The organism is Micromonospora sp. NPDC047187 (assembly GCF_040643355.1).
GTDB classification, from domain to species: domain Bacteria; phylum Actinomycetota; class Actinomycetes; order Mycobacteriales; family Micromonosporaceae; genus Micromonospora; species Micromonospora salmantinae.
This window is the reverse complement of record NZ_JBEYUF010000009.1, coordinates 111,200-136,863: the sequence shown is the minus strand read 5'-3', so window position 1 is coordinate 136,863 and position 25,664 is coordinate 111,200. Positions and strand designations below refer to the sequence as shown.

At 72.6% G+C, this 25,664-nt stretch carries 23 protein-coding genes; 7 read left to right on the top strand and 16 right to left on the bottom strand.

Features of this window, described 5'->3' with window-relative positions; translation table 11 throughout:
* Positions 1-21: 21 nt before the first annotated feature.
* The 4 genes from ABZ794_RS17290 to dapE form a co-directional block, all read right to left on the bottom strand.
* The gene (locus tag ABZ794_RS17290) at positions 22-3,477 is read right to left on the bottom strand and encodes an ATP-dependent DNA helicase (RefSeq protein ID WP_357516240.1); all 3,456 of its coding nucleotides are present in this window, start codon (positions 3,475-3,477) and stop codon (positions 22-24) included.
* 157 nt (positions 3,478-3,634) lie between these two features.
* On the bottom strand, positions 3,635-4,180 hold the full coding sequence (locus ABZ794_RS17285; RefSeq protein WP_091406178.1) for a TIGR00730 family Rossman fold protein: 546 nt from the start codon (positions 4,178-4,180) through the stop codon (positions 3,635-3,637).
* Positions 4,180-5,034, bottom strand: a complete 855-nt coding sequence (locus ABZ794_RS17280; protein WP_357516238.1) for a TIGR00730 family Rossman fold protein — start codon at positions 5,032-5,034, stop codon at positions 4,180-4,182. Before ABZ794_RS17280 ends, ABZ794_RS17285 begins: the two co-directional genes overlap by 1 nt.
* 372 nt (positions 5,035-5,406) lie before the next feature.
* The gene (dapE, locus tag ABZ794_RS17275) at positions 5,407-6,480 is read right to left on the bottom strand and encodes a succinyl-diaminopimelate desuccinylase (RefSeq protein WP_238690259.1); all 1,074 of its coding nucleotides are present in this window, start codon (positions 6,478-6,480) and stop codon (positions 5,407-5,409) included.
* Between the two features lie 78 nt (positions 6,481-6,558).
* Here dapE and dapD point away from each other — a divergent pair, with 78 nt between their 5' ends.
* Entirely contained in the window at positions 6,559-7,518 is a 960-nt protein-coding gene (dapD, locus tag ABZ794_RS17270; protein ID WP_091406183.1) for a 2,3,4,5-tetrahydropyridine-2,6-dicarboxylate N-succinyltransferase, read from the top strand.
* 52 nt (positions 7,519-7,570) lie between these two features.
* On the opposite strand, the gene ABZ794_RS17265 is transcribed toward dapD, so the two are convergent.
* Positions 7,571-10,990 carry a S8 family serine peptidase gene (locus ABZ794_RS17265; RefSeq protein ID WP_357516235.1) on the bottom strand — a complete coding sequence of 1,140 codons (3,420 nt, stop codon included), beginning with the start codon at positions 10,988-10,990 and terminating at the stop codon, positions 7,571-7,573.
* A gap of 76 nt (positions 10,991-11,066) precedes the next feature.
* Here ABZ794_RS17265 and ABZ794_RS17260 point away from each other — a divergent pair, with 76 nt between their 5' ends.
* Positions 11,067-11,624, top strand: coding sequence for a sugar O-acetyltransferase (locus ABZ794_RS17260; protein ID WP_238690261.1), 558 nt, complete (start codon positions 11,067-11,069; stop codon positions 11,622-11,624).
* Here the strand turns inward: ABZ794_RS17260 and ABZ794_RS17255 are convergent.
* The 5 genes from ABZ794_RS17255 to fdxA are packed head-to-tail and all read right to left on the bottom strand — an operon-like array spanning position 11,621 to position 15,398.
* The gene (locus ABZ794_RS17255; protein ID WP_210785870.1) at positions 11,621-12,268 is read right to left on the bottom strand and encodes a nucleoside/nucleotide kinase family protein; all 648 of its coding nucleotides are present in this window, start codon (positions 12,266-12,268) and stop codon (positions 11,621-11,623) included. The two genes, ABZ794_RS17260 and ABZ794_RS17255, sit on opposite strands and share 4 nt — an antisense overlap.
* A complete protein-coding gene (locus tag ABZ794_RS17250) occupies positions 12,268-12,918 on the bottom strand; it encodes an SIMPL domain-containing protein (RefSeq protein WP_091406191.1) in 651 nt (216 codons plus the stop codon). Before ABZ794_RS17250 ends, ABZ794_RS17255 begins: the two co-directional genes overlap by 1 nt.
* 10 nt (positions 12,919-12,928) lie before the next feature.
* Positions 12,929-13,924: a prephenate dehydrogenase/arogenate dehydrogenase family protein gene (locus ABZ794_RS17245; RefSeq protein WP_357516232.1), complete on the bottom strand. Its 996-nt coding sequence runs from the start codon at positions 13,922-13,924 to the stop codon at positions 12,929-12,931.
* Positions 13,925-13,971: 47 nt separating this feature from the next.
* Positions 13,972-15,075, bottom strand: a complete 1,104-nt coding sequence (gene dapC / locus ABZ794_RS17240) for a succinyldiaminopimelate transaminase (protein WP_357516312.1) — start codon at positions 15,073-15,075, stop codon at positions 13,972-13,974.
* Entirely contained in the window at positions 15,072-15,398 is a 327-nt protein-coding gene (gene fdxA / locus ABZ794_RS17235; RefSeq protein WP_030490464.1) for a ferredoxin, read from the bottom strand. Before fdxA ends, dapC begins: the two co-directional genes overlap by 4 nt.
* A 79-nt stretch (positions 15,399-15,477) precedes the next feature.
* Here fdxA and ABZ794_RS17230 point away from each other — a divergent pair, with 79 nt between their 5' ends.
* The gene (locus ABZ794_RS17230; RefSeq protein ID WP_238690263.1) at positions 15,478-16,449 is read left to right on the top strand and encodes a GNAT family N-acetyltransferase; all 972 of its coding nucleotides are present in this window, start codon (positions 15,478-15,480) and stop codon (positions 16,447-16,449) included.
* Positions 16,450-16,509: 60 nt separating this feature from the next.
* Here ABZ794_RS17230 and ABZ794_RS17225 read toward each other — a convergent pair whose 3' ends face one another.
* The 3 genes from ABZ794_RS17225 to mshB all read right to left on the bottom strand — a co-directional run bounded on the left by ABZ794_RS17225 (position 16,510) and on the right by mshB (position 18,469).
* Positions 16,510-16,974: a hypothetical protein gene (locus tag ABZ794_RS17225; RefSeq protein WP_210785873.1), complete on the bottom strand. Its 465-nt coding sequence runs from the start codon at positions 16,972-16,974 to the stop codon at positions 16,510-16,512.
* A gap of 113 nt (positions 16,975-17,087) precedes the next feature.
* Positions 17,088-17,525, bottom strand: coding sequence for a hypothetical protein (locus ABZ794_RS17220; RefSeq protein WP_210785874.1), 438 nt, complete (start codon positions 17,523-17,525; stop codon positions 17,088-17,090).
* Positions 17,526-17,542: 17 nt separating this feature from the next.
* Positions 17,543-18,469, bottom strand: coding sequence for an N-acetyl-1-D-myo-inositol-2-amino-2-deoxy-alpha-D-glucopyranoside deacetylase (gene mshB / locus ABZ794_RS17215; protein ID WP_357516229.1), 927 nt, complete (start codon positions 18,467-18,469; stop codon positions 17,543-17,545).
* Positions 18,470-18,556: 87 nt separating this feature from the next.
* Here mshB and ABZ794_RS17210 point away from each other — a divergent pair, with 87 nt between their 5' ends.
* Positions 18,557-20,701 (top strand): prolyl oligopeptidase family serine peptidase, encoded by a 2,145-nt coding sequence (locus ABZ794_RS17210; protein ID WP_357516227.1) that lies wholly within the window; start codon positions 18,557-18,559, stop codon positions 20,699-20,701.
* Between the two features lie 170 nt (positions 20,702-20,871).
* The gene (locus tag ABZ794_RS17205; RefSeq protein WP_307850648.1) at positions 20,872-21,075 is read left to right on the top strand and encodes a DUF1737 domain-containing protein; all 204 of its coding nucleotides are present in this window, start codon (positions 20,872-20,874) and stop codon (positions 21,073-21,075) included.
* Between the two features lie 88 nt (positions 21,076-21,163).
* Here the strand turns inward: ABZ794_RS17205 and ABZ794_RS17200 are convergent, their stop codons facing one another.
* Together ABZ794_RS17200 and ABZ794_RS17195 are read right to left on the bottom strand one after the other, a co-directional pair.
* Positions 21,164-21,577 (bottom strand): nuclear transport factor 2 family protein, encoded by a 414-nt coding sequence (locus ABZ794_RS17200; RefSeq protein ID WP_210785878.1) that lies wholly within the window; start codon positions 21,575-21,577, stop codon positions 21,164-21,166.
* Between the two features lie 51 nt (positions 21,578-21,628).
* The gene (locus ABZ794_RS17195; protein WP_210785879.1) at positions 21,629-22,027 is read right to left on the bottom strand and encodes a helix-turn-helix domain-containing protein; all 399 of its coding nucleotides are present in this window, start codon (positions 22,025-22,027) and stop codon (positions 21,629-21,631) included.
* Between the two features lie 105 nt (positions 22,028-22,132).
* On the opposite strand from ABZ794_RS17195, the gene ABZ794_RS17190 reads away from it, so the two are divergent.
* On the top strand, positions 22,133-23,035 hold the full coding sequence (locus ABZ794_RS17190; protein ID WP_357516224.1) for an NADP-dependent oxidoreductase: 903 nt from the start codon (positions 22,133-22,135) through the stop codon (positions 23,033-23,035).
* Between the two features lie 67 nt (positions 23,036-23,102).
* Positions 23,103-24,095: a MerR family transcriptional regulator gene (locus ABZ794_RS17185; RefSeq protein ID WP_238690270.1), complete on the top strand. Its 993-nt coding sequence runs from the start codon at positions 23,103-23,105 to the stop codon at positions 24,093-24,095.
* Between the two features lie 149 nt (positions 24,096-24,244).
* Here ABZ794_RS17185 and ABZ794_RS17180 read toward each other — a convergent pair whose 3' ends face one another.
* Positions 24,245-25,663, bottom strand: a complete 1,419-nt coding sequence (locus ABZ794_RS17180) for an FGGY-family carbohydrate kinase (protein ID WP_357516222.1) — start codon at positions 25,661-25,663, stop codon at positions 24,245-24,247.
* Position 25,664 lies beyond the last annotated feature (1 nt).

Sequence of the window (25,664 nt, the reverse complement as noted above, 5' to 3'; positions counted from 1 at the left end):
GTGACTGCGGGGCTCGCAAGCTCACTCCTCGCCCTCACCTGTGCGTCGGACGGTGGGCGGCTCGACGACCTGGCGACCCTGCCCGGAGACCGGGCAGCTGGTGCGCACCGGGCAGACCCGGCACTTCGAGTTGGCCACCGCGGCGAACGTGGCGGCTGCCATCGTATCGGCGGTCCGCCGGACCAGCGCGGTCGCCCAACCGGCCGCCGGGCCCTCGCTGGCGGCCGGCTGGTTCTGCTCCCTGGCGTCCTTGGCGGAGGTCCCGAGCTGCACCAGCGCCGCGCCCCCGGACTCGTCACCGAACTCGGCGAACGCCCCCGCCTCCACCGCCGCCTGGTAGGCGCCGAGCTGCGGGTGCTCGGCAAGGTCGGTGCCGGTGACAGCAGTGGACTTGCCGGTCTTCAGGTCGATCACCACGAGCCGCCCGGCCTCGTCGACCTCCAGCCGGTCGACCCGACCGGTCAGGTCGACGGGCCGGTTCGGGTCGTCCAGGCGGACGGCGAACTCGTGCTCGATGGCGAGCAACCGGCGCGGATTGGTGGCGAGCCAGCGCAGCAGCTTGTCGACCATCGCCTCGGCGCGTTCCCGCTCCGGCCCGGCCATCCACCGGGCCGCCAGCTCGATCGCGTCGAACCGGGCGGCCACGTAGTCGAGCAGCGCGCCCCGGTCGGCGCTGGCGTCCTCGGCGAGCATCGCGGCGGCGTGCACCAGGTTGCCCACCCCCTGCGCGGTGCTGGTCGGGCCGCTGCCGCCGTGCCGTTCCAGCAGCCAGCGCAGGCTGCACCGCAGCGCGCTCTCCATGGCCGACGGGGTGACCCGCACCGGGTCGCCGTCGTCGACGAGCGGCCGGTCGTCGGAGAGCACCCGCAGCCCCCACCAGTCGTCGGGGTGCGCGCCGGGCACCCCGGCGGCGGCGAGCCGGGCCAGCTCGGCCGCCGCGGCGCGCCGCCGGGCCGCCGGGGCGGCCGGGTCGGTGATGGCGGTACGCAGTTCCGCTACCAACGCCGGCAGGGTGAGCGCCCGGGGTGGACGGGTGACCGGCAGTGCCCCGGGGCGGTGCGGCTCCTCGTCGCCGCTCTCGCTCGCCGCAGCGCCTCCGGTGCCGCCGGCGGACGGCTCGGTGCGGGGACCGGGCGGCGGGCCCGGCGCTGTCGGTGGGGTTGGCGGCGTGCTCGGCGGGGTCGGCGGCGGCGTGCTCGGGCCCAGCTCGTGCAGGAACCGGCTGGGTTGCTCCTCGTGGTCGTCGCCGCCGACGGCGGCCGACGCCACGGCGCTGACCAGCAGCCGGTGCCGGGCCCGACTGATGGCGACGTGGAAGAGCCGACGCTCCTCGTCCAGCAACGCCGAGGTCTGACCCACCACGTTCGCCGCGGTCGCCCCGTCCACCGACCGGCCGGCCAGCACGTCGACCAGTCGCTCGGAGCCGAGCAGGCTGCCGCGCAGCCGCAGGTCCGGCCAGATGCCCTCCTGCACGCCGGCCACCGCGACCAGATCCCATTCCAGGCCCTTCGCGGCGTGCGCGGTGAGCAGGCGTACCGCCGCACCCCGGTCGGCGGTCGGGGCGATGGTGTCGGCCGGCAGGTCCTGGGCGAGCACGTGGTCGAGGAAGACCTCGGTGCGGGCACCGGGCAGCCGGTCGGTGAACCGGGCCGCCGCGTCGAAGAGGACCAGCACGGCGTCCAGGTCGCGGTCGGCGGCCTCGGCCCGCCGACGCCGGGCCAGGTCGCCCTCGCCGGCCTCCGGGCGCCCCTGGTTGATCGCGCCGGCCCACCGCTCGGCGAGACCACTGGCGTGCCAGACGGCCCAGAGCACGTCCTCGGCGGTCGCACCCGGCCGGGCCGCGGCCTCGCGGGCGATGGCCAGCAGCCCGGCAACCGCCTGCGCCGGCTCCGCCCAGCGCCGCTCGATGCCGGCCAACTCCTCCGGGTCCTGTAACGCCTCGACGATCAGCTCCCCGGAGGGGCGTCGGTCTCCGCCGGCCAACGCGAGCGCGCGCAGGCCCTGCCGCAGCCGCCGCTCGGCCAGCGGGTCGGCCCCGCCGAGCGGCGAGTGCAGCAGCGCGACGGCCGCCTCCTCGTCGAGTCGTTCCGGCTCCAGCGCGCAGCGCAGCAGGAGCAGCAGCGGCGCGACCGCCGGTTGCAGGTGCAGGGGCAGATCCTCACCGTGCACCACTGTGGGTACGCCGGCAGCGTGCAGCGCCCGTCGCAGGGTGGGCAGCTGCAACGCGGTGGACCGCACCAGCACCGCCATCCGTGACCACGGCACGCCGTCGAGCAGGTGAGCCGAGCGCAGCACGTGGGCCAGCCAGGCCGCCTCGCTGGTCGCCGAGCGGAAGGTGTGCACCTCGACAACGCCGGGCGGCGCGTCCGGCAGGGGGTGCAGCCGGCGGTGCGCGGCCGGACCCCGAAGCCGGCGACCCAGCCGGGCGATCGCCGCGAGCAGACCCGGCCCGGCCCGGTACGACGTGGTCAGCAGCACCTGCGCGGCCGGCGCACCGGATGCCGTCCGGAACCGGTGCGGGAACGTCGCCACCCCGGCCGGGTCGGCGCCCCGGAAGGCGTACGTGGAGGAATCCGGGTCGGCGAACGCGACAAGCGACTTGCCACCGCCGGCGATGACCGAGAGCAACTCCAGTTGGGCGGGGTCGGTGTCGGCCAACTCGTCGAGGTAGACGTACGCGAGCCGACGACGCTCGGCGGCCAGCAACTCCTCGTCGTCGCGCAGCAGCCCGGTGGCAGCCCGGACCAGCTCCGCCGGGTCGTACGCGATGGAGCCCCGGTTGCTGACGTCGCGCAACGCGAGCACTGCGACGTACTCCCGCAGGAAGCGGGCGGCGGCCGGCCAGTCGGCGCGGCCGAGCTTCTCACCCAGCCGGGCCAGGTCGATCGGGCCCACGCCGCGCTCGGCGGCGCGCATGAGCAGGTCGCGCAGTTGGCCGGCGAACGCCCGGGTGCGCAGGGCGGGTCGCAGGTCGATGGGCCAGCCGACCGGGTCGTCCTCGGGCTCCTCGCCCACCACGTCCAGCAGCTCACGGATGATCAGATCCTGCTCGGGGCCGGTGAGCAGCCGGGGCGACGGTTCACCCCGCTCGGCGGCGGCACGGCGGAGCAGCCCGAAGGCGTACGCCGGGAAGGTGCGCACCAGCGGCTCGCGCAGCACCCGGTGGCCGTCCTGCGCGATCCGGGCCTCGATGCGCTGTCGCAGCGCGGTGGCGCCTCGGCGGCCGAAGGTCAGCACCAGGATCCGTTCGGGGTCGACCCCCTCGGCCACCCGGGCGGCGACCGCCTCGACCAGCGTGCTGGTCTTGCCGGTGCCCGGGCCGCCGAGCACGAGCATCGGCCCGTCGGTGTGCCCGACCACCTCGGCCTGCACCGGATCGGCCCGCCAGCCGCCGCCGGCGCCGGAAGCGCTGTCAGGCGTCGCCCCGTCCCCCCGCGCCGGCCCTCCGGGCCGCCGCACCAACCGGTACGCCTGCATCAGCTCATCCCATCAGACCCATACGACACCCACCCGCCCAAATCCCACCCCACACCACACCCCATCCACCCCCGTCGATCATGAGGTTAGCTGCGCGACACGCCGACGGCGGCGTCGCCAACTCCATGATCACCGCGGCCCAACCGGAGCGGGGTGGTCAGGTCAGGTGGGATTCCAGGACATCGAGGGCCTCGGTGACGGTGGTGGTGACCGTCAGGAGATCGCGGCCGGCGGGCTTGAGGAAGGTCTGGTCGGCCAGCGCGTCGAGCCAGTCCAGCAGGGGGCGGTAGAACCCGTCGGTGTCGATCAGCACCATCGGCTTGGCGTGCAGGGCGAGGGTGGCGGTGGTCCAGACCTCGAACAACTCGTCCAGGGTGCCCAGCCCGCCGGGCAGGGTGAGGAAGGCGTCCGACTTGTCGATCATCAGGGTCTTGCGGCTGGCCATCGAGTCGGTCACCAGCAGTTCGTCCGAGGCCAGGTCGGCGACCTCCAGGTCGACCAGCGACTGCGGGATCACGCCGACGGTGCGCCCACCGGCGGATCGGGCGCCGTCCGCCAGCGCGCCCATCATGCCGACGCAGCCACCACCGCTGACCAGCGTGTGCCCGCGTCGGGCCAGCTCCGCGCCGGTCTCGGCGGCCAGATCCAACCAGCGCTGATCGAGGGTACGAGAGGAGGCGCAGAAGACGCAGATCGCCGCCATCAGTCGTGGTCCCGAGCCTGCTCGGCGGCGGCCTGCTGGTCTGCGCCGGTGCGCGCGACAGCCTCCTCGCGAACGGCCTCCTGCTCGGCGGAGAGCGCGGCCTCCGATTCGACGATGTACCGGACCGCCTCGTTGACGTCGTCGGTGAGGCAGATCAGGTCCAGGTCGACCGGCCCGATCTTGCCGGTGGCGGCCATCGTGCCGCGCAGCCAGTCCAGCAGGCCCTGCCAGTAGGCGACGCCCATGAGCACCACCGGGAACCGGGTGACCTTGCCGGTCTGCACCAGGGTGAGCGCCTCGAACAACTCGTCCATGGTGCCGAACCCGCCGGGCAGCACGACGAACGCCTGGGCGTACTTGACGAACATCGTCTTACGGGCGAAGAAGTAACGGAAGTCGATGGCCAGGTCGACCCAGTCGTTGATGCCCTGCTCGAACGGAAGCTCGATGCCGAGACCCACGGAGAGCCCACCGGCCTCGCTGGCGCCCCGGTTGGCGGCCTCCATCACGCCGGGCCCACCTCCGGTGATCACCGCGTAGCCGGCTCGGGCCAGCGCACCGCCCAGCTGCTCGGCCAACTGGCACTCGGCGCTGTCCGGCGCGCTGCGTGCGGAACCGAAGACGCTGACCGCGGACGGCACGTCGGCGAGGGTGTCGAAACCCTCGACGAACTCGGCGAGGATGCGCAGCGCGCGCCAGGCGTCCTTGGTCTTCCAGTCATCCCGCCCCCGTGAATCCAGCAGTCGCTGGTCGGCGGTGCTGCTCGGGATCGCCCCTCTGCGCAGGGTGACCGCACCGCGATGCCGCTCCTGTCCCGGACCGCGACCGGCCTCCCGCCCGTTGCTCTGGCTCATGGGGCAACCGTAGTGGAGCAGCACCGGCCGGGTGCGCGGGGCGGGGACGCCGAGAAATTGTTCGGGATCATGGGCAACTATTCGGCGCTCCCGTACGTCTTACTATTCACATACCGGGTATGCCCCGGCGCGCGCCTTCGGGGGAGGAGACAGCGTGATCAGTAACAGCGAGATGATCCGGATCCGTCGCCAGATGCAGCGACGGATCCGAGACGTGGTGGCCGAACGCCGCCGCACCCGCCAGCAGAACCCAATCCCCACCTCCCCCACCCCCTCCGGAGCCGATCAAGAGGTTTGCGTCGCCGACAACGGGCCAGGCTGACGCAAACCTCTTGATCACCGGGGCGACCGGACGCGACGGGGCGACCAGGGTCAGGCCGGGGCCAGCCAGCGGTGCAGGGTTGCCGCACCATCGCGGATCTTGCTGATCTCGACGTGCTCGTCGGGGTGGTGGGCGAGGTTCGGGTCGCCCGGGCCGAAGTTCAGCGCGGGAATGCCCATCGCCGCGAACCGGGCCACGTCCGTCCAGCCCAGCTTGCCGATCGGCGCGGCGCCGACCGCCGCCAGGAACTCCTTCGCGGGGGCCGCGTCGAGCCCGGGCGCGGCACCGGCAGCGGTGTCGGTGACGGTCACCTCGAAGCCGGCGAACACCTCACGCAGGTGCGCCTCCGCCTCGGCCGGGGTGCGGTCCGGGGCGAACCGGTAGTTGACCTCGACCTCACAGAGGTCGGGAACCACGTTGCCGGCCACCCCACCGTTGATCCGTACCGCGTTCATGCCCTCGCGGTAGTCGCACCCGTCGATGGTGACCCGGCGTGCCTCGTACGTCTGGAGGCGTCGCAGCACCTCGCCGGCGGCGTGGATGGCGTTGACCCCGTGCCAGGAGCGCGCCGAGTGGGCGCGTACGCCGGTCGTGGTGACCACCGAGCGCATCGTGCCCTGGCAGCCCGCCTCGACGATGCCGTACGTCGGCTCCAGCAGCACCGCGAAGTCCGCCTGCAACCACTGCGGGAATGCCTGGGCGACGAGGTTGAGCCCGTTGTACCGGGACTCGATCTCCTCGGCCTCGTAGAAGAAGTACGTCACGTCGTAGCGCGGCTCGGGCAGCGTCACCGCCAGGTGCAGCGCGTACGCGGTGCCGGACTTCATGTCGGAGGTGCCGCAGCCGTACATCAGGTCGCCGCGCATGGTCGACGGAAAGTTGTTGTTCAACGGCACCGTGTCGAGGTGCCCGGCCAGCACGACACGCTGCGACCGACCGAGGTCGGTACGCGCCATCACAGTGTTGCCGTGCCGGTGGGTGGTCAGGTGCGGTACGCCCCGCAGCACCTCTTCGACACAGTCGGCGATCGCCTTCTCGTTGAGGGACACGGACTCTATGTCGACCAGAGCGCGGGTCAGCTGCACCGGATCGGCGAGGACCTCGGGGGTCAGCGGGTTCTCCATGGTTCGCACGGTACCTTCAGGTCTGTCAGCGCGAGGAGCGAGCCGAGGTCGGCCCGGCAGTGACCGAGAGGTGTAACAGTGACGTCCGCAGATTCCGCCTGGGGCATCGGCCTGGCTACGGTCACCGCAGACGAGCAGGTGCTCGATACCTGGTACCCGACCGGCAAGCTGGGCCTGGGCGAGCTGCCGCTGGTCGCCGGCGAGGACAAGGCGGACGTGCTCGACCTGCCGCCGGCCGCGCTCGGTGACCGGTCCCTGCCCGGTCTGCGTACCGTGCAGGTGGTGACCGTGATCGGCTCGCTGGACGACCCGATCAAGGACGCGTCCGACGCGTACCTCCGGTTGCACCTGCTCTCGCACCGCCTGGTGCGACCCAACCAGCTCAACCTGGACGGCATCTTCGGCAAGCTGGCCAACGTGGCCTGGACGTCCGCCGGGCCGTGCCCCCCGGAGCGGGTGGACGAGCTGCGGGTGATCGAGCGGGCCGCCGGCCGGCACCTGGCGGTGTACGGGGTCGACAAGTTCCCCCGGATGACCGACTACGTGGTGCCCTCCGGTGTGCGGATCGCCGACGCCGACCGGGTCCGCCTCGGCGCGCACCTGGCCGCCGGCACCACAGTGATGCACGAGGGCTTCGTGAACTTCAACGCCGGCACCGTCGGCACCTCGATGGTCGAGGGGCGGATCGTGCAGGGCGTGCTGGTCGGCGACGGCTCCGACATCGGCGGCGGGGCCTCCATCATGGGCACCCTCTCCGGCGGCGGCACCGACAAGATCAGCATTGGTGAGCGGAGCCTGGTCGGCGCGAACGCCGGCGTCGGGATCTCACTCGGCGACGACTGTGTGGTCGAGGCCGGCTGCTACATCACCGCCGCGTCGAAGATCACGCTCCCCGACGGCCGGGTGGTCAAGGCCCGGGAGCTGTCCGGCGTCGACGGCCTGCTGTTCTGGCGCAACTCGGTCACCGGGGGGCTGGAGGCCCGACCGCGCACCGGCCGGGGCATCGAGCTGAACGCCGCTCTGCACGCCAACGACTGACGGGCCCCGCCGGGTCCGCGACGTTCGGCCGCGGACCCGGACGGGGTACGCCTCAGCGCAACCGGTACGCCTGGATGATCCGTTGGGTCACCGTGTTGCCGGCGGTGTCCCGGGCGGTGGCCCGCAGCGACACGTAGCCGGGTCCGGCCGGATGCCGCAACAGAGCCGACCAGCCGTCGGCGGAGGTGCGGACCAGCTTCGCCCTGCCCCAGGTCTTTCCGCCGTCGTACGAGACGTCGACGGCGAGCTTCTCCACCCGGGTGGCCGGCGCGCCGGGCTGCCGTTGCACCCGGACCGGTACGACGAAGCCCTGACCGGCCGGAGCGCTGTTGTCGACCCGCAGCGACGGCGCGAAGCGCACCGCCGACAGCGGCAGTCGGACCGGCGTCTCACCGGCGACGTGCCTCGACCGGAAGGTCCAACTGGACTCCACAGCGGTGCTCAGGTCGGTGAAGCTTCGCTTCGACGACGTGACGAGCCGGTAGTCCGCCGCGCCCGGTGGCACTGCGAACTCCCCGTAGCCGGCGTACTCGCTCTCGCCGACCAGCGTGCCGTTGCGCCAGAGCTTGGTGTGCTCACTGTCGCTCAGCGAGAAGCCCGGATGCCCGGCCGCGTCACTGAACATCGGCACGTCGACCACTATGGTGTCGCCGATTCGGCTGACGCTTTGGTGCGGCCAGCGCGGGGTCGGGAAGGACGGCGTGTACGGCGCCTGGTTCCAGATCTCGTGGACCGTCCGTCCGGCCCGGTACGCGGTGGGGGTGGAGAAGAGCGCTGCCTTCGGGATCAACCACCCTTCCTCGTCCACCGTTCCGAAGAGGACCTCGGATTCCCACTTCACGCCCATGGTGTTGTAGTACTCGACCCGCTGGCCGGGCACGACGGTGGGCAGGATCACGGCCGAGTAGCCGACGTTGTACTCCAGCTCGGGGAGCACGATCCGCTCGGCCTCCATGCCCGGGTAGCCACCGCGGAACTTGTGCACGACGGTGGCCAGGTCCCGTCGGGCGTAGTCGCGGACGAACCCGGTGGGCATCCGGCCCGGGATCGCCTCGGCCAGCGAGTACAGGTACGGGCTGTTGGCCGAGTCCGGCGTGGTCCAGTTACTGCTGACGGTGGCGACGAACTTGTCGGCGGAAACCTGCTTGCCGAGCTGACCGCTGGTCAGGCCGGTGAACGTCTCCGCCCAGAGCCCGACGCCGTACCCACTGCCGTCGTCGGCGGTGAAGTTGCCGCTGAGGTCGATCAGTTGCGGGACGGCGGTCCGGTCCGGAACGGTCGTCCGCACCGGCTTGGCCCGGCGGGCGTCCACGACGATCCGGGTGTCCCGCTCGATGGCCACCTCGGGCTGCATCAACAGGGACATCCCGGGCTGCTCATCCTCCGGACCGGGCTCGAAGACGAGGCCACTGAGGCCGTAGTGCCCCTTGGGCACCCGCGCGGTGGCCACCCCGTCGGAACTGACGAGGTCCCAGAAGCCGTAGGTGTCCATTCCGACGAGGGACGTCCAGTGGTCCGCGGTGCGCGCGCCGGCGCGGTTCAGGTGCTCCACGGTGAGCGTGTAGCTCTCCACCTCCCGGTGCACGGCCAGCGGGGTGACAGCGACCGCCGCACCGGACCGGGCCACGATCCGCCCGGTCCAGTACCCGTCGGCGTCGCCGAGCCGGGTGTCGGTGGTGACGGTCGTGGCGGCCGTGCCGCCCGCCGGCACTGTGAGTTGGCTGGCGCCCAACTGGAACAGGCCAGCCGGTAGCGCCCGACCGCCGGGGCCGGCGCCCTCGATGCTCAGGTCCACGGTGACCGCCGCCGGACCGTCGTTGCGCCAGGTCACCGTGCGGGTGATCGGGGCGTCGTCACCGTGCGGCCAGAGCGTACGTCCGAACGAGACGCTGACCGGGTCGGTGGTGAGCTGCTGGGTGATCGCGTGTGCGACGTCGATCCGCCCGGCACCCTGCTGGTAGGCGGTCTGGTCCGGGTGTGGCTTGGCGGCTGCCATCAGGGTGGCCTTGAGCCGGTCGGCCCGCCATCCCGGGTGCTGCTGGGCCAGCAGCGCGGCCGAACCGGCCACGTGCGGGGTGGCCATCGAGGTGCCGGAGAGCGTGACGTAGCGGTCCCCCACCGGATCGCCGATGACGCCGTTGGCTGACCGCGCGGCGACGATGTCGACGCCGGGCGCGGTGATGTCCGGCTTCAGCGCGTCGTCGCCGACTCGCGGGCCACGGCTGGAGAAGTCGGCCAGTTCGTCGTCGCGGTCCACCGCGCCCACGGCGAGCCCGGCGTCGGCGCTGGCCGGGGAGCCGACCGAGCCGTCCATGCCGTCGTTGCCGGCGGCGAGGACGAAGAGGGTGCCGGTCTGGGCGGTCAGGGTCTGCACCGCCTCCTCCAGCGGGTCGGCCTCCGGGGTGTCCCAGCCGCTGAGGCTCATGTTGACCACGGCGGCCTTCTTCTCCACCGCGGCCCACTGCATGCCGGCGAGGATCGCCGAATCGGAGCAGCCGGTGTCCTCACAGACCTTGCCGTCCAGCAGCGTCGCGTCCGGCGCCACACCCCGGTACTTCCCGCCGGCAGCGGCGCCGCTGCCCGCGATGGTCGAGGCCACGTGGGTGCCGTGGCCGACCATGTCCCGAGCGTCGGCGACCTCGGTGAAGTTGCGCGCCTCGGCCACCTTGCCGGCCAGATCCGGGTGGGTCGCGTCGACGCCGGTGTCCAGCACCGCGACGGACACTCCCGCGCCGGTGAACCCGGCCGCCCAGGCGGCGGGCGCGCCGATCTGGGGCACGCTGTGGTCGAGGGTCACCCGTCGACGGCCGTCCAGCCAGATCCGCTCGACGCCCCCCGCCGCGTCGAGCCGAGCCCCGGCGGGACCGCTGGTGACCGCCTCCCAGACCCCGCCGAGGGAAGACTTGTCGCTGTTCAGGGCGGCACCGCGAATCACCGGCAGGTCGCGGGTCAGCCGCGTGCCGGGCAGGGCGGCCGAGGCACGCCGGGCGGTCCCCGTCGAGCCGTACTCCACCAGCAGCGGCAGGGTGTTGCGGTGGGCGTCGTCGTAACCCGCCTCGACCAGCCCGGTGACGTCGAAGAGTCGCCGGTCCACCCGGCCGGAGCGCAGCAACGGCACCGCGTCCGTCGGCGTCACTGTGAGGCGTCCGCGCTCGCGCTGGACCAGGAACTGCACGTCCTCGCGGCCGGGGCCAGGCCGGACCGAAGCGCCGGACGTGGTGACGGTGACCCGGTCACCGGTGATCAGCGTGACGGTGGTCGAGCGGTTGGCGGTGGGTCCACCCGCAGTGGACTGTGGGCCGGCGCCAACCGGTGGGGTGGGCACGGCGGGTGCGGCTGAGACGGGAGCCGGCGCGGAGAGCGCCAGCGCGAACACGAGGCCGAGAGCGGCCAATCTTCTTCCCTGGTGCAACGGATCCTCCTGGTCAAGCGTCTTGATGGATGGAGTCACATTGACAACCCAGAATTGCATACTGAGTATGCAAAAAGAAGACCGAAAAGTGACGGACCCGCCACGAGCCGACGAACCGGGCCGGCATGATCGGGCGGTGACCTCCATGAAGGACAAGATGCTCGCCGGCGAGCCATACATCGCCGACGATCCCGATATCATCGCCGATCTGGACCGGGCCGCCCGGCTGATGGAGCGCTTCAACACCAGTCCCGCGGCCGATCCGCAGGCCCGGATCGCCGCACTGCGTGAACTGCTCGGCGAACTGGGCGAGGACACCTGGGTCCGCCCACCGTTCTACTGCGACTACGGCTGGCAGATCCGGATCGGCCCGCGCAGCTTCGTCAACTACAACGCGGTCTTCCTCGACGTCGCCCCGATCACCCTCGGCGCGGACGTTCAGGTCGGGCCGAACGTGCAGCTACTCACCCCGACGCATCCGGTCGAGCCCGGCCCGCGACGGGACAAGTGGGAGGCGGCCAAGCCGATCACCATTGGCGACAACGTGTGGCTCGGCGGTGGCGCGATCGTGCTGGCCGGCGTGACGATCGGCGCGGACACCGTCGTCGGCGCGGGCGCGGTGGTCACCCGGGACCTGCCCGCCAACGTGGTGGCCGTCGGCAACCCGGCCCGGCCGGTCCGCGAACTCGGCTAGACCGTCGGCGGATCCGACAGGCGGACGACCAGGTCGGCCCGGTCGGCGGTGGGGGTGATCAGAGCGGCGTTCGACTCGTCGCTACCCAGCGCCCACGCCCGCGCCTGCTCCGCGGACCGACCGAACGCCTCGTGCCGGGCGGTCAGCCGGCGGTGCCGCACCTCGGCGTCCAGGTCGAGAAACCACGCCTCGTGCAGCAGCGGTCGGATCTCCTGCCAGGGGAAATCCGACAACAGCAGGTAGTTGCCCTCCGTCACCACCAGCCGGACCGACGGCGGCACCTCGATCGCGCCGGCCACCGGCTCCTCCAGCTCCCGGCGGAACTCCGGCGCGTAGACCGACGTCGGCTCCAACCGGTGCAGCCGGCGCAGCAGCGAGACGTACCCGTTGGCGTCGAAGGTGTCCACGGCGCCCTTGCGGTCGGCGAGGCCCAGGCGAACCAGTTGCGACTGCGCCAGGTGGAAGCCGTCCATCGGCACCAGGCGGGCGGCCGACCCGATCTCGGCGACGATCCGCTCCGCCAGGGTGGACTTCCCGGCGCCCGGTGCGCCGGCGATGCCGAGCAGTTGTCGCGGGCCGGCCTCGGCGAGCACCGACGCCCGCGCCACCAACTCGTCGGCGGACAGCACCCGGGCCGGCGGCATCAGCCCAGAACCGGGTCGCTGATGGTGAACCGCGCCTGCACCGCCGCCTGCACAGTCTGTGGCTGCGGGTCCAGCTCGAGCTCCGGCGGACCACCGCCCGCGCCACCACCCCCGGCAAAGGCCGCACGGGCGAACATCGGCCGGTCGGCGGGGCCCGCGTCGGCCAGCTCGATCAACGAGGTGACCCGGGCACCCAGCGCCTCCGCGTACTCCCGGGCCCGCAGCAGTGCGTCGCTGATCGCGGCATGCCGGGCCGCACGATGGGCGGGGCTGTCCGGACGAAGCTCCCACCACGGACCGGCCACCTCGACCTGGTCCTGGTCGGCGAGCCGGAGCATCAGCTCACCCAGCGCGGTGAAGTCGGTGACAGTGACGGTGGTGGTGACACTGCCGTGCCAGGCGACCACCCGCTCACCCGAGCGCCGGGTCTCCGGACGCACCCGCAGGTCGCCGGTCTCCCGCCGGGCCACCGCCGGCCCGGAACCGTCCAGCAGCACCCGGACCGCTGCGGCCCGCTCGGCCAACCGGGTCAGCGTCGCCTCCCGGTCCCGGTCGCGGGCTGTCGCGGTGACCGCGAACCGGGCCAGTTCGGGCGGCACCTCCCGGTACGCCTCGCCGCGCACCTGCACCACCGGACCATCCACCGCCATGCCCCTCAGCCTAGTCAGCGACGGGGCGCCTTGCCGCGTAGGAGACAGTGTCCGCGTCGGCGTGCAGGCCGGTCAGGTAGCCGCCGGCCACCCCCAGCTCGCGCAACCAGGACACCTCTGCGGCGTGGTCACCACCGGCCGGGAACTGCCGGTCGTACGCGTCGAACCGCCGGTCGCGCAGCGCCACCCGGGAGGCCCGCGCCTCGTCGTAGCGTGCGGTGAGCGCCGCGGCGTCGTCGGCGCGCAGCGCGGCGGTGAGGTCGTCCAGGAACGCGGTCACCCCGGCCAGCTCACGCAGCACCCGGTCCCGGTTGCCGAGCAGCATGTTGGCGGTCCGATCGGCCGGGGTTCCGGCGACCCGGGTGCCGTCGGAGAAGCTGCCGGCGGCGAGCGCGAGGATCGCGTCGCGCAGCGGTGCGCGGTGCACGGCGCCGGCCAGCGCGCCGGCGAGCAGGTGCGGCACGTGTGAGGCGAGCGCGGCGGCCGAGTCGTGCTCCGCGGCGGACATCGGCACCACCCGGGCTTCGAAGACCTCCACCAGCAGCTCGGCCAGCCAACGGAACGCGGTGGTGGCCGGGCCGGGAGCCGGACAGAGCACCCAGGCCGCGCCGGTGAGCAGGTCCGGTCGCGCGGCCGTCAAGCCCGCCCGGTCGGTGCCCGCCATCGGGTGGCCGGGCACGAACCGGTGCGTCAGCCCCTGCGCGGCGGCGAACGCCGCCACCTGCTCCTTGGTGCTACCGACGTCGGTCAGCACACAACGCTCACCGGTCATCGCCGCCACCTCGAGCAGCGTCGCCGGCAGGGTGGGCAACGGCCCGCACAGGAAGACCACGTCCCGGTCGGTCACCGCCTCGACCAGGCGGTCCGGCGCGGGTACGCCCACCCGGCGGGTCTCCCGCCGGGTGGCCTCGTCCGGGTCCCACCCGATGACGTCGATGCCGGCGGCGACCATCCGGAGCAGCACCGAGCCACCGATCAGGCCGGTGCCGACGACCGCCGCCCGCATCCGCGCACCTGGCCTGTCCACCACGCTCGACCGTCCCGGAGCCGCGATCAGGTGAGGCGCGCCGCGACGCCGGCGATGTGCTCGTCGGACTCGGTCAGCGCGACCCGGACATGCTGCCCGGCCGTCGGGCCGTAGAAGACGCCGGCCGCGACCAGGATGCCGCGTCGGGCCAGCCAGTCGACCGTCTGCCAGCAGTCCTCGCCCCTGGTCAGCCAGAGGTACAGGCCCGCCTCGGAGTGCTCGACGGTGAACCCGGCACCGGTGAACGCCGCGGCGAGCACCTCCCGCCGGGCGCGGTAACGCTCACGCTGCTCCTCGGCGTGTCGCTCGTCCTCCAGCGCGGCCACCATGGCCGCCTGCACCGGCCCGGGCACGATCATGCCGGCGTGCTTGCGGACCTTGAGCAGCTCGGCGACGAGCGCCGGGTCGCCTGCGACGAAGCCGGCCCGGTAGCCGGCGAGGTTGGACCGCTTGGAGAGCGAGTGCACGGCCAGCACCCCGGCATAGCTGCCCCCGCTGACCTGCGGAGACAACACCGACACCGGGTCGGCCGACCAGCCCAGAGGCAGGTAGCACTCGTCGCTCGCGACCACCGCGCCACGTTCGCGGGCCCAGTCGACCACCTTGCGCAGGTGCGCCGCGGGCAACACCCGGCCGGTCGGGTTGCCGGGCGAGTTGACCCAGACCAACCGGACCCGCGGGGTCGGCCCGAGCGAGGTGAGCGAGTCGGTACGAACGACTGTGGCACCGGCCAGCCGGGCGCCATCCTCGTAGGTGGGGTACGCGATCGACGGCACCACCACCACGTCACCCGGGCCGATGCCGAGCAGCGTGGGCAGCCAGGCCACCAGCTCCTTCGAGCCGATGGTCGGCAGCACACCGAGACCGTCGACGCCGGCGCCGCAGGCTCGGGACACCCACGCCGTGATCGCGGCCCGCAGCGCCGGGGTGCCGGCGGTCAGCGGGTAACCGGGAGCATCGGACGCGTCAGCCAACGCCCGCCGGATCACCTCGGGCACCTGGTCGACCGGCGTACCCATGGAGAGGTTGATCAGGCCCTCCGGATGCGCCGCGGCCAGCGTGGCCGCGGCGTCCAGGGTGTCCCAGGTGAACTCGGGCAGCCGCGACGAGACCGGCGCGGGCCGGTTCAGTGGCCCTCGCCGCGCGGCGGCTGCGCGGCGACGAAGGTGGCGTCCTTCTCCACCTTGCCGACCTTCGAGGCGCCACCGGGCGAGCCCAGGTCCTCGAAGAACTCGTAGTTCGCGCCGGTGTAGTCCTTCCACTGCTCCGGGACGTCGTCCTCGTAGAAGATCGCCTCCACGGGGCAGACGGGCTCACAGGCACCACAGTCGACGCACTCGTCGGGGTGGATGTAGAGCATCCGATTGCCCTCGTAAATGCAGTCGACCGGGCACTCCTCGATGCATGCCTTGTCGAGCACATCTACGCACGGCTCGGCGATGATGTAGGTCACCGGTCTTCTCCTCCGCAAGACTCGCCGCGATCTCCCGCGACGGTAAGAGCCTAGTATCTCGCCGGGGAGGGGGTCGATCGTGCTCCGACAGCAGGATGTGGGACACCGAATCGTGGTCCGCCGGATTGTGGGGATTCGCGAAGGCCGCCCACAATTTTCCGATGCCCTCGGCGAGCTGGTCGAGCTGAGCGAGACTCATCTCACGCTGGCCACCGCTCAGGGGCCGCTTCGGGTGCCGGTGGCGCAGGTGCACCGCGCCAAGCGCGTTCCGCCGACCCGTCGGCCGACCGCCGCGGCGGTCGTGGCGCTGGAACGCGCCGCCGACGAGGCCTGGCCGGCACCGACCCGGGGCAGACTCGGTGACTGGCTGCTCCGGTCGGCCGAGGGCTGGACCGGGCGCGCCAACTCGGCGCTGCCGATCGGCGACCCGGACCGGCCACTGGCCGCCGCTGTCGACGCGGTGGAGCGCTGGTACGCCGAGCTGGGGCAACCCGCGTTGATCAACACGCCGCTGCCCCTCGCCGCTCCGGTCGGCGCCGAACTTGACGCCCGCGGCTGGGGCACCCGCCCGCCGACGCTGGTGCAGACCGCGCCACTGCCCCTGCCGGCGTCGACACCCGACAGCGGCCGGGCCGACAGGTGGGCCAGTGCGGTCGTCGAGCTGGCCACCGCGCCCAGCGACGAGTGGTTGGCCATCGCCGCCGGCCGCAAGGGAGGTCTGCCGGACGCCGCCCGGCACGTCCTCACCGCCGTGGACCAGGTCCGCTTCGCCCACGTGTACGCCGACAACGCCCTGGTGGCCGTCGGCCGCGGCACGGTGACCGGCCAGGGGCGCTGGTTGGGCCTCAGCCTGATCGAGGTGGTACCGGCGGCCCGCCGTCAGGGGTTGGCCCGCCGCGTGATCCACGAGCTGGCCAGTTGGGGCGTGTCGGGTGGCGCGACGCACGCGTTCCTCCAGGTCGAGCAGCGCAACACGGCGGCGGTCGCGCTCTACCAGCGGCTCGGCCTCGTCACCCACCACACCTACCTGACCCGGGTCGCCCCGAACTGACCTCGGCCGCCGCCGGGCAAGGCGGCGGCCGGGCGGCCACAACGTCGGGACGGCCGGGTGTCAGCGGCGGACGACGCGGCGGGGCTTCGCGGCCTTGACCTCCGCGTACCGCTTGAGCTGCTGAGAGCGGTAGTCACGGCCGAGCGCGGTGAGCACCAGGTAGCCGATCAGCAACCCGGCGCCGGTGGCGAGCAGGTAGAGCCAGATCTGGGCGAAGAACGTCCCAGCGCCGCCGGCGAACGGGTTGTGACCGACCAGCAGGGGCCCGACCAGCACGGTCAGCAGCATCGCCACCGGCACCACGAGAGCCATGTCGGCGGCCCAGCCCGCCAGCGGCCGGCGTCGGCCCCAGCGGAAGGCGACCACGGCGAGGATCAGGCCGATCACCGTGAACATCGCCAGCGATACCCGGTCGGCGGCGGTGTCGTCACCGTCGAAGCCGAACCGGGTGATCAGTCGGGCGACCACGTTGACCGCGAACAGCGCTGCTACGAGCACCCCGAGGTCACGCCACCGCTTGTCCATCGCCGGACCCTCCTGCCGTACGCCCCGTCGCGGGGCTCGCATCCCTGGCAGGAATATCTACCACCCTTACCTGGGAGCCGTCATCACCCGGCAGCAACCAAACCAGCGCGGCGTCAGCCGCCGAGCGTGGTCGGCTGCGGGGCGAGGATCTGCCGGAAGCCCATCACCGCGAAGGTCATCGCGCCGGCCACGATCATGGCCAGCCCGACCCAGTTGTCGCCGGCCAGCAACAGGTCACCCTCGTTGGTCCGGATGGCGGCGACCGCCATCAGCGCGAACCACGGCACCGCCGGCAGCGCCACCGCCCAGCGACGGCCCACCGCCTCGTACGCGAACCAGCTCAGCAGGATGTTGGCGCCGATGGCGAGGAGCACCGACACGCCGACCAGGTGCCCGCCGACGCGGAGCGTGGCGAGCAGCAGCTCCAGTACGCCGGTCAGCACACCGGCGAGGACCACGACGATCCCACCGACCAGCCGGACGCCCAGGTCCAGCAGTCGCGGCGGTGGCCCCGCTGGGGGCGGGGCTTCCTGGTCCTCCTCGACCGTCATCGGTGCGGCCGGCACTGTCACCGCAGACCCGCCGCCGCGACCGGGGACCGGTCCGGGGCGGTCTCCGCGGGCAGGCCGGCGAAGAGGTCGTCCTCCCAGCCGTACGGCCCGGCGCCCGGGCCCTTCTCACCGACCGCGAGGGTGAAGAACTCCACGCCCATGAACTCGCCACCGAAGTTGCCGGCGATCGAGTAGAGCCACGAGTTGGCCGGGATCTGGGTGGCGTGCGCCCGCATCGCGGCCTCCTTGGCCGTGTGCTGGTCGGTGCCGTCGATCCGGGCGGCGATCTGGGCGTCCGGGGTGCCGAAGGGCAGGTCGGCGATGTTCTCGATGCCGCCGAACGGGTTGTCGGAGGACTCGGCGAAATGCGTCATGCCGGCCTCCAGGACGCTGAGCGGCAGGGCCGTCCAGTAGACCTTGAGCGGGGCGCAGCCCTCGGCGGTGGCCAACTCGACGGCGCGCATGGCCACCCGGTGCGCCTGGATGTGGTCGGGGTGGCCGTAGAAGCCGTTCGGGTCGTACGTGACGAGCACCTGCGGGCGTACCTGCCGCATGATCTCCACGAGGTGCCCGGCGGCCTCGTCGAGGTCGGCCTGCCAGAAGGCCCGGGGGTGCTCGTTTGTCGCGAGCCCCATCATCCCCGAGTCACGGTAGCGGCCGGCGCCGCCGAGGAAGCGGTGGTCGCTGACGCCGAGCGCGGCGCACGCGGCGGCCAGCTCGGCCACGCGGTATCCGCCGAGCTGGTCGGCCTCGGCGGCGGCGAGCTGCGCCAGCGCGGGCACGTGGATCTCGCCCTCCTCGCCGAGCGTGCAGGTCACCAGCGTGACGTGCGCGCCGTCGGCGGCGTAGTGGGCCATCGTCGAGCCGGTGCCGATCGACTCGTCGTCGGGGTGCGCGTGGACCAGCAGCAGGCGGCGGTCGGGCAGCATCGTCACGACGGTCACTCTAACCGGCGGTTCTCCCCCGGCCGACGCTGACGCGTCCGCCCAGGTCGGCCACATCACCCCCGCTCCCGCTCTACGATTTGGGCTGTGGACTTTCCGGAGCTGGCCGCCCGCACCCGCCGGTTCAGCCACGGCGCGCCACGCGCTGTCTCGGTGGCTGAGGACGGCTCCCGGGTGATCTTCCTGCGCTCCGCCGGCCCCGAGGATCCGGCGGACGCGCTCTGGCTGCTGGACGTGGCCACCGGCGAGGAGCGGCTGGTCGCCGACCCGGCGACCCTGCTGGGCGAGGGCGGGGACGTCCGCTCCCTCTCCCCCGGCGAACGCGCGCTACGCGAGCGGCTGCGGCTCAGCGCCGCCGGCATCGGCTCGTACGCGTTGGACGCGGCCGGCCGGGTTGCGGTGTTCGCGCTGGCCGGGCGGTTGTTCCGGGCCGATCTGGTGCACGGCGACGTGGTGGAGGTGGCGGCCGTCGGCCCGGTGCTGGACCCTCGCCCGGACCCGAGCGGGCAGCGGCTGGCGTACGTGACGGACGCCGCCGAGGGTGTGCGCCGGGGTGAGCTGCGGGTGATCGACCCCGACGGCACCGACACCCTGCTGGCCGGCGAGGACGCCGGGGTGAGCTGGGGGTTGGCCGAGCACATCGCGGCAGAGGAGTTCGGCCGGTTCCGGGGGTACTGGTGGGCGCCCGACAGCCGTTCGGTGCTCGCCGCCCGGGTCGACGAGTCCCGCCTGGAGCGGTGGCACCTGCACGACCCGGCCGAGCCGGCGAGCCCGCCGACCGCTGTCGCGTACCCCCGGGCCGGTGGCCCGAACGCGGAGGTCAGCCTGCACCTGCTGGACCTGGACGACGGCTGGGTCGACGTGCACTGGGACCGGGAGACCTACCCGTACCTGACCGGAGTCAGCTGGGGTGAGGGCAGTCCGTTGATCACAGTGCTGCGCCGCTCGCAGCAGCACGGGCTGGTGCTGGCGGTGGACCCGCGCACTGGTGAGACGCAGGTGCACGCCGAGCTGGCCGATCCGCGCTGGGTCGAGCCGATCGCCGGCACGCCCGCGCACCTGCCGGACGGCCGGGTGCTGGTCGGTGGGGAACTGGCCCACGACGGGTACGACGCCCGGTGCCTGTTCGCGGACGGCACCCTGCTCACCCCGCCGTCGCTGTACGTACGACGGGTGGTGGGTCGGCTTCCGGCCGCCACCGGCCCGGCGGACCTGCTGGTGGAGGCGAGCGACGGCGAGCCGAGCGAACGGCACCTGTTCCGGGTCCGCACCACCATCGGCGGTGGGGTGGACGCGCGCCGGCTCACCACCGACTCCGGCTGGTACACCGCAGCGGTGGGCGGGGACGTGCTGGCCGTCGGCGTCGCGTCGTTGGATCACGCCGGGGTGCGCTGGACGGTGCGCCGCGGCGATCAGGAGATCGCCGAGCTGCGCTCGTTCGCCGCCGTCCCGCCGTACGCTCCACTACCACTGCTGGAACGGGTGACCGATCGGCGGCTGCCGGCGGCGGTGCTCTATCCCGACAACCACGTGACGGGCCGGCGGCTGCCGGTGCTGCTGGACATCTACGGCGGCCCGGGGCACCAGGAGGTCGTGGCGGCGCGGGCCGCGTGGTTGGAGCGGCAGTGGTGGGCCGACGCCGGGTTCGCGGTGGTCACCATCGACAACCGGGGTACGCCGGGCGTGGCGCCGTCGTTCGAGAAGGCGATCCACCGGCGGGTCGCCGACGTGATCCTGACCGACCAGATCGACGCGCTCACCGCGCTCGCCGGCAAGCACCCGGACCTGGACCTGGGCCGGGTAGGGGTGCGCGGTTGGTCGTTCGGCGGGTGGTTGGCCGGGTTGGCGGTGCTGCGACACCCGGAGCTGTTCCGGTGCGGGATCGCGGGTGCCCCGGTGACCGACTGGGCGCTGTACGACACCGCGTACACCGAGCGTTATCTGGGGTTGCCGGAAGACGGCCTGGACATCTACGCGCACCACTCGCTCGTCGAGTTGGCCGCCGAGCCGGTCACCAGCCCGGACCAGGCCCGGCCGTTGCTGCTGGTGCACGGCATGGCCGACGACAACGTGGTGGCCGCGCACACGCTCCGGCTCTCGGCTGCCCTGCTGAGCACCGGCCGACCGCACGCCGTGCTGCCGTTGACCGGGGCCACCCACCTGGCCGCGAACGGCACCGCCGAGCGGCTGCTTCCCCTGGAACTCGACTTCCTCCGGACCCACCTGCTGTAGGCAGCATTCGATAAGTGGGTTCGGCACACCGAGCTCGACATCGCTGCGCCGATGATCCACGATTTCCTGGACCGCGCCATCGGTCGTTCCTGAACGCACAGCCCCGCGCGCAACAAGACGGGATGTCAGCCGGGACCACGCTCTGGCATCCGAGCAGGGACAATTCGGCGGTGTCGGATTTCACGAAGCCCCTCGGCTACCGCCTCATCACCGGGCCCGATGATGCTGAGTTCTGCGCCCGCGTCAGCGCGCTTCTCGATCAGGGCTATCGGCTGCACGGGTCGCCGGCGCTGACCTTCGACGGCGAACGCGTCATCGCCGCTCAAGCGTTGGTGCTGCCGCGCCCCGCCGGCTCCGCGGGGAGCGCTGAGTAGAGACGCCCTGAAACTCGACTTCCTCCGTACCCATCTGGGGTGAACCCGCCACGCCCGCGGCACCTGGCCCGCTGCGGCAGGCTGACGATCACCAACGTTCCACGAGGTGTTCCCGGCCCTGTGGCGGATCGTACGGTTCCGGCCAGTAGTCGATGATCTTGCTGATCAGCCCATGCTCGGACATCTCCAGCCAGACGCACGCGTCCTGCCGCTCGTCACCGACGCGAACGTCGAGCAACAGGGCGGCGACCCGGCCATCGGCGATCACCCGTCGCGGCCGGAGGTGCCAGTCGCCGGGATACTCGGTGTTGAACCGCAGGAACGCGTCCTTGCCGCGAATGCGCTCCCGAGTCTGCGGCATCTCGTAGACCACGTCATCGGTGAGCAGGACTGCCAACCCGGACCAGTCGCGGCGCTCTAGAAGATCAACGTAGGCGTGGGCGGCCTGCCGGGCCGTCGAGGTGTCGTCCACGACGCGGACCCTAGCCTCCACCAGCGACAATCTCGCGAGCCCTCGGCGGGCTCAACCCCGGGCGAGACGTCTCCTCAGTTCTCAGGGGCGTGCGTCGTACTGGGTCCGGGCTTCGAAGACGCGGTCCATGTGCGTCTCCGCCCAGTTCTTGATCGCGATCATGACCGGGAACAGTTCATGGCCGAGCGGGGTGAGCTCGTAGTCGACGCGGACCGGCACCGAGGCAGTGACCGTGCGGGTGACCAGGCCGTCGCGCTCCAGGGTGCGCAGGGTCTGGGTGAGCATCTTCTGGCTGACGCCAGCGATGCGCTGGGCGAGCTCGCCGTGCCGCTGCGGGCCGCTGACGAGCGCCGGGATCACCAGGGCGACCCACTTGTCGGTGAGCCTGCTCAACAGCTCACGGGTCGGGCACTGCTCCAGGAACGCGTCGTAGTCACGTTTGGCCTGTTCGCGGCGTTGCGCTGCGGTCGACGTCGCCATTCTTACCTCCGTTGGTGCCCTAGGCACTTTAAGGTACCTACTTTCTCATAGTGCCGATGATTCGTACGGTCGTGGTGATCACGAAATCCCACGAAGGAGACGGCGATGCGCGCAATCAGCTATGCGGAGTTCGGAGGGCCGGAGGTCCTGCAGGTGGCCGAGGTGCCGGTGCCCGAGCCCGGGCCCGGGCAGGTGCGGGTGCGGGTCGCCGCGTCGGTAGTACACCCGGTCGATCTGATGGTCCGCGCCGGGCGGTTCCCGGCCCCGTTGCCGACCGGCCTGCCGTACACGCCGGGTTGGGACGTCGCCGGCAACGTCGACGCGGTCGGCCCGTCGGTCGACGAGTTCACGATCGGCGACGTGGTCATCGGCTTCTCGCCGTGGCTGCAAACCACTGTCGGCGCCCACGCGGAGTACGTGGTCCTCGACGCCGCCTGGCTGACCTCCGCGCCCGCCGGTGTCCCCGCCACCGAGGCGGCGACCCTGCCGACCAATGGCCTCGCCGCCGCCCAGGCACTCGACCTGCTCGCGCTCCCCGCGGGTTCGACAGTGCTCGTCACCGGCGCCGCCGGGCAGGTCGGTGGGTTCGTTCTGGCGCTGGCCCGGACGGCCGGTCTGCACGCCACGGGACTCGCCGGAGCCGACGACCGCGAGTTCGTCGAGTCGCTGGGTGCCGCGTTCCTGTCGCGCGCCGACGATCCGACGGGGACATTCGACGCGGTCATCGACCTGGCGGTGATCGGCTCCTCGTTGCTGGACCTCATTCGGGACGGCGGCGGCTACCTGGCCGCGTCACCACCGCTTCGCCCGGAGCCGGTGCGCGGAATCCGGACCGTCGCGCTGGAGGTGCCACCGGACGGAACCCGGCTGGGCGAACTGGTCAAACTCGTCACCAGCGGCGACATCCCGCTCCGGGTCGCCGACGTGTACCCCTTCGCCGACGCGGCGACCGCCCACGAGCGGCTGGCCCAAGGCGGCGTGCGCGGCGGCGTGGTGATCGTCCCCTGATCCGCCGCAGCGAAAACTCGATGAGGGGCTTGCATCTCAAGCCGCTTGAGATCGCATAGTGGGCGTCGTGGACGGAAACGAGCTGTACACCATCGGAGATGTCGCCCGGCGGACCGGCCTGAGCGTCAGCGCGGTCCGGTACTACGCGGACGCCGGTGTCGTCATGCCGGCCGCCAGCACGCCGGCCGGCCACCGCCGGTACGACGTGTCGGCCATCGCCCGGCTGGAACTGGTCCGGACGCTGCGGGAACTCGACGCCGGCCTGGACGAGATCCGGCGGGTGCTTGCCGGCGAGGCGCCGCTACGAGAGCTGGCCGCCACCCACCTGGCCCTGCTGGCACGGCAGGAGGCACGGCTGCGCAGCCGGCGCGCGGTGCTGTCGGCCATCCTGCGGCAGGACTCCACTGCCGAGCAGGTCACGCTGATGCACAAACTGGTCGGCATGTCGGACGAGGAACGCGACCGGCTGATCGACGAGTTCTGGACCGAGGTCTCCGCCGGCTGGGAGCCGCCGGAGCGGATGGTCGAGTGGTGGCGGGCGGCCCGACCGGAGCTGCCCGACCATCCCACCGCTGCCCAGCTGGAGGCGTGGATCGAACTGGCCGAACTGGTCCGGGACACCGAGGTCCGGCAGACCGTACGCCGTGAGTTGCACGAGGCGTGCACCACCGGGGCCGGGCCGCTGATGACCTCGTCGCCGATGCTGGACGCCCTGGAGGAGGGCGCGGCGATCGGCCAGCCGGTGATGGACGCGGCGCGTGAGCGGGTGTCGCCGGACTCGCCCAGGGGCCGGGAGATCGCCGACCAGTGGATCGGGTGGCTGACCGGCATCTTCGCGACGCCGGACAGCCCCGGGATCCCGGACACGCCCGAGTTCCGGATCCAGGCCGCCGACCAGATGCGCAAGGGCGCGGAGTGGGACCGCACGCCGCCGGAGCAGGAGGGGCCGTTCGACAGGTACCTGGAGTTGATCGGCACAGTGAACGACGCGCCGCCGGAGCGGTTCCCCTACGAGTGGCTGGCCGAGGCACTGCGCGCGTCCGCCGTGCCGGCCGCCTGATTGACGTTCCGCGGCCCGACACGTTGGCTCACCTGGTCAGGCGGCGGGGGGAAAAACGCCGCGAGCCGGACGGTGACGCGCATCGGCAACTCCTTGAGGTCAGGAACCATGCCGAGCCTTAATCCGGGAACTCCTGCTCGGACGTGCCGTCAGTGAGCGTGGTCGAGGGCGTTTGCGCGGGCGTCGGCGTACCGCTCGCGGACTGCCGGCACGGCGTCGGCGTCGTACACCTCGACCTGCCCGACCGTCCACGCCGGCGGTCGCTGCCCGCCCGACACCACCCAGGCCGCCTGGCGGGCGGCGCCGTCCGCGACGTACTCCCCCATCGGTGGAGGGACGAGCACGGGGCAGCCGAAGACCGTAGGCGCGATCCGGCGCACCGCCTCCGAGCGGGCGCCGCCGCCGACCAGGACGACCCGGTTGACCGTCGCGCCCTGCGCGATCATCGCATCCAGCCCGTCGGCGAGTGAGCACAGAATGCCCTCCACCGCCGCACGGGCCAGGTGCGCGGGTGTCGAGGTCCGCAGGGTCAGGCCGTGCACGGCTCCGGTGGCGTGTGGGCGGTTCGGTGTGCGCTCCCCCTCCAGGTAGGGCACCAGGGCCAGCCCGTCGGCGCCCGGCGGGGCGGACAGCGCCAGCGCGGACAGCTCCGCATGGCCCACCCGCAGCATGGTCGCAGCCGCGTCCAGCACCCGGGCGGCGTTGAGCGTGCACACCACCGGCAGGAAACGGCCGGTCGTATCGGCGAACCCGGCCACGATTCCGCTCGCGTCGGCGGCCGGCACGTCAGAAACGGTCGACACGATGCCAGAGGTGCCGATCGACACGATGACGTCGCCCGATTCGGCGCCGACACCCAGCGCCGCCGCGGCGCAGTCGCCAGCGCCGGGACCCAGCGGCGCGCCGGTGCGCAGGTGCCCGGCCCGGTCGGTCGGCCCGAGCACCTGCGGCAGCAGCAAGCCATCCCGACCGAACGCCAACTGGATCAGGTCCGAACGGTACGCACCGGTCGCGGCCGACCAGTACCCGGTTCCGCTGGCGTCGCTGCGGTCGGTGCGCAGAGCATCCAGCCCCGGCGCGCCGGCCAGACGCCAGGTCAGCCAGTCGTGCGGCAGACACACCGCAGCCGTACGGGCGGCGTTCTCCGGCTCGACCGAGGCCAGCCAGCGCAGCTTGCTGACGGTGAAGCTGGCCACCGGCACCAGGCCGACCGCCTCCGCCCAGGCTCGCCGCCCGGCCTCGCCGCCGCCGAGATCCGAGATCAGGTCGACGGCGGCACCGGCCGAGCGGGTGTCGTTCCACAGCAAGGCGTCCCGAACCACGGCCCCTTCGGCGTCCAGGCACACCATGCCTTGCTGCTGCCCGGCGACCGAGGCGGCCGCCACGTCGTCCAGACCGCCAGCCTGTGCGACCGCGTCGGACAGCGCCGCCTCCCACGCGGCCGGCGGCACAGCGGTGCCGCGCGGGTGCGGTGCGCGACCCTCGCGTACCAGCTTCCCGGTCTCGGCGTCGCGGATGACGACCTTGCATGACTGGGTCGACGAGTCGACCCCGGCGACGAGCGGCACC

Excerpts from the sequence above, each read along its gene's own strand:
- ABZ794_RS17290 (WP_357516240.1), bottom strand. The coding sequence starts at position 3,477 with ATGCAGGCGTACCGGTTGGTGCGGCGGCCCGGAGGGCCGGCGCGGGGG.
- ABZ794_RS17285 (WP_091406178.1), bottom strand. The coding sequence starts at position 4,180 with ATGGCGGCGATCTGCGTCTTCTGCGCCTCCTCTCGTACCCTCGATCAG.
- ABZ794_RS17280 (WP_357516238.1), bottom strand. The coding sequence starts at position 5,034 with ATGAGCCAGAGCAACGGGCGGGAGGCCGGTCGCGGTCCGGGACAGGAG.
- dapE (WP_238690259.1), bottom strand. The coding sequence starts at position 6,480 with ATGGAGAACCCGCTGACCCCCGAGGTCCTCGCCGATCCGGTGCAGCTG.
- ABZ794_RS17265 (WP_357516235.1), bottom strand. The coding sequence starts at position 10,990 with ATGCAATTCTGGGTTGTCAATGTGACTCCATCCATCAAGACGCTTGAC.
- ABZ794_RS17255 (WP_210785870.1), bottom strand. The coding sequence starts at position 12,268 with ATGCCGCCGGCCCGGGTGCTGTCCGCCGACGAGTTGGTGGCGCGGGCG.
- ABZ794_RS17250 (WP_091406191.1), bottom strand. The coding sequence starts at position 12,918 with ATGGCGGTGGATGGTCCGGTGGTGCAGGTGCGCGGCGAGGCGTACCGG.
- ABZ794_RS17245 (WP_357516232.1), bottom strand. The coding sequence starts at position 13,924 with ATGCGGGCGGCGGTCGTCGGCACCGGCCTGATCGGTGGCTCGGTGCTG.
- ABZ794_RS17225 (WP_210785873.1), bottom strand. The coding sequence starts at position 16,974 with ATGGACAAGCGGTGGCGTGACCTCGGGGTGCTCGTAGCAGCGCTGTTC.
- ABZ794_RS17220 (WP_210785874.1), bottom strand. The coding sequence starts at position 17,525 with ATGACGGTCGAGGAGGACCAGGAAGCCCCGCCCCCAGCGGGGCCACCG.
- ABZ794_RS17195 (WP_210785879.1), bottom strand. The coding sequence starts at position 22,027 with ATGGCGACGTCGACCGCAGCGCAACGCCGCGAACAGGCCAAACGTGAC.
- ABZ794_RS17190 (WP_357516224.1), top strand. The coding sequence starts at position 22,133 with ATGCGCGCAATCAGCTATGCGGAGTTCGGAGGGCCGGAGGTCCTGCAG.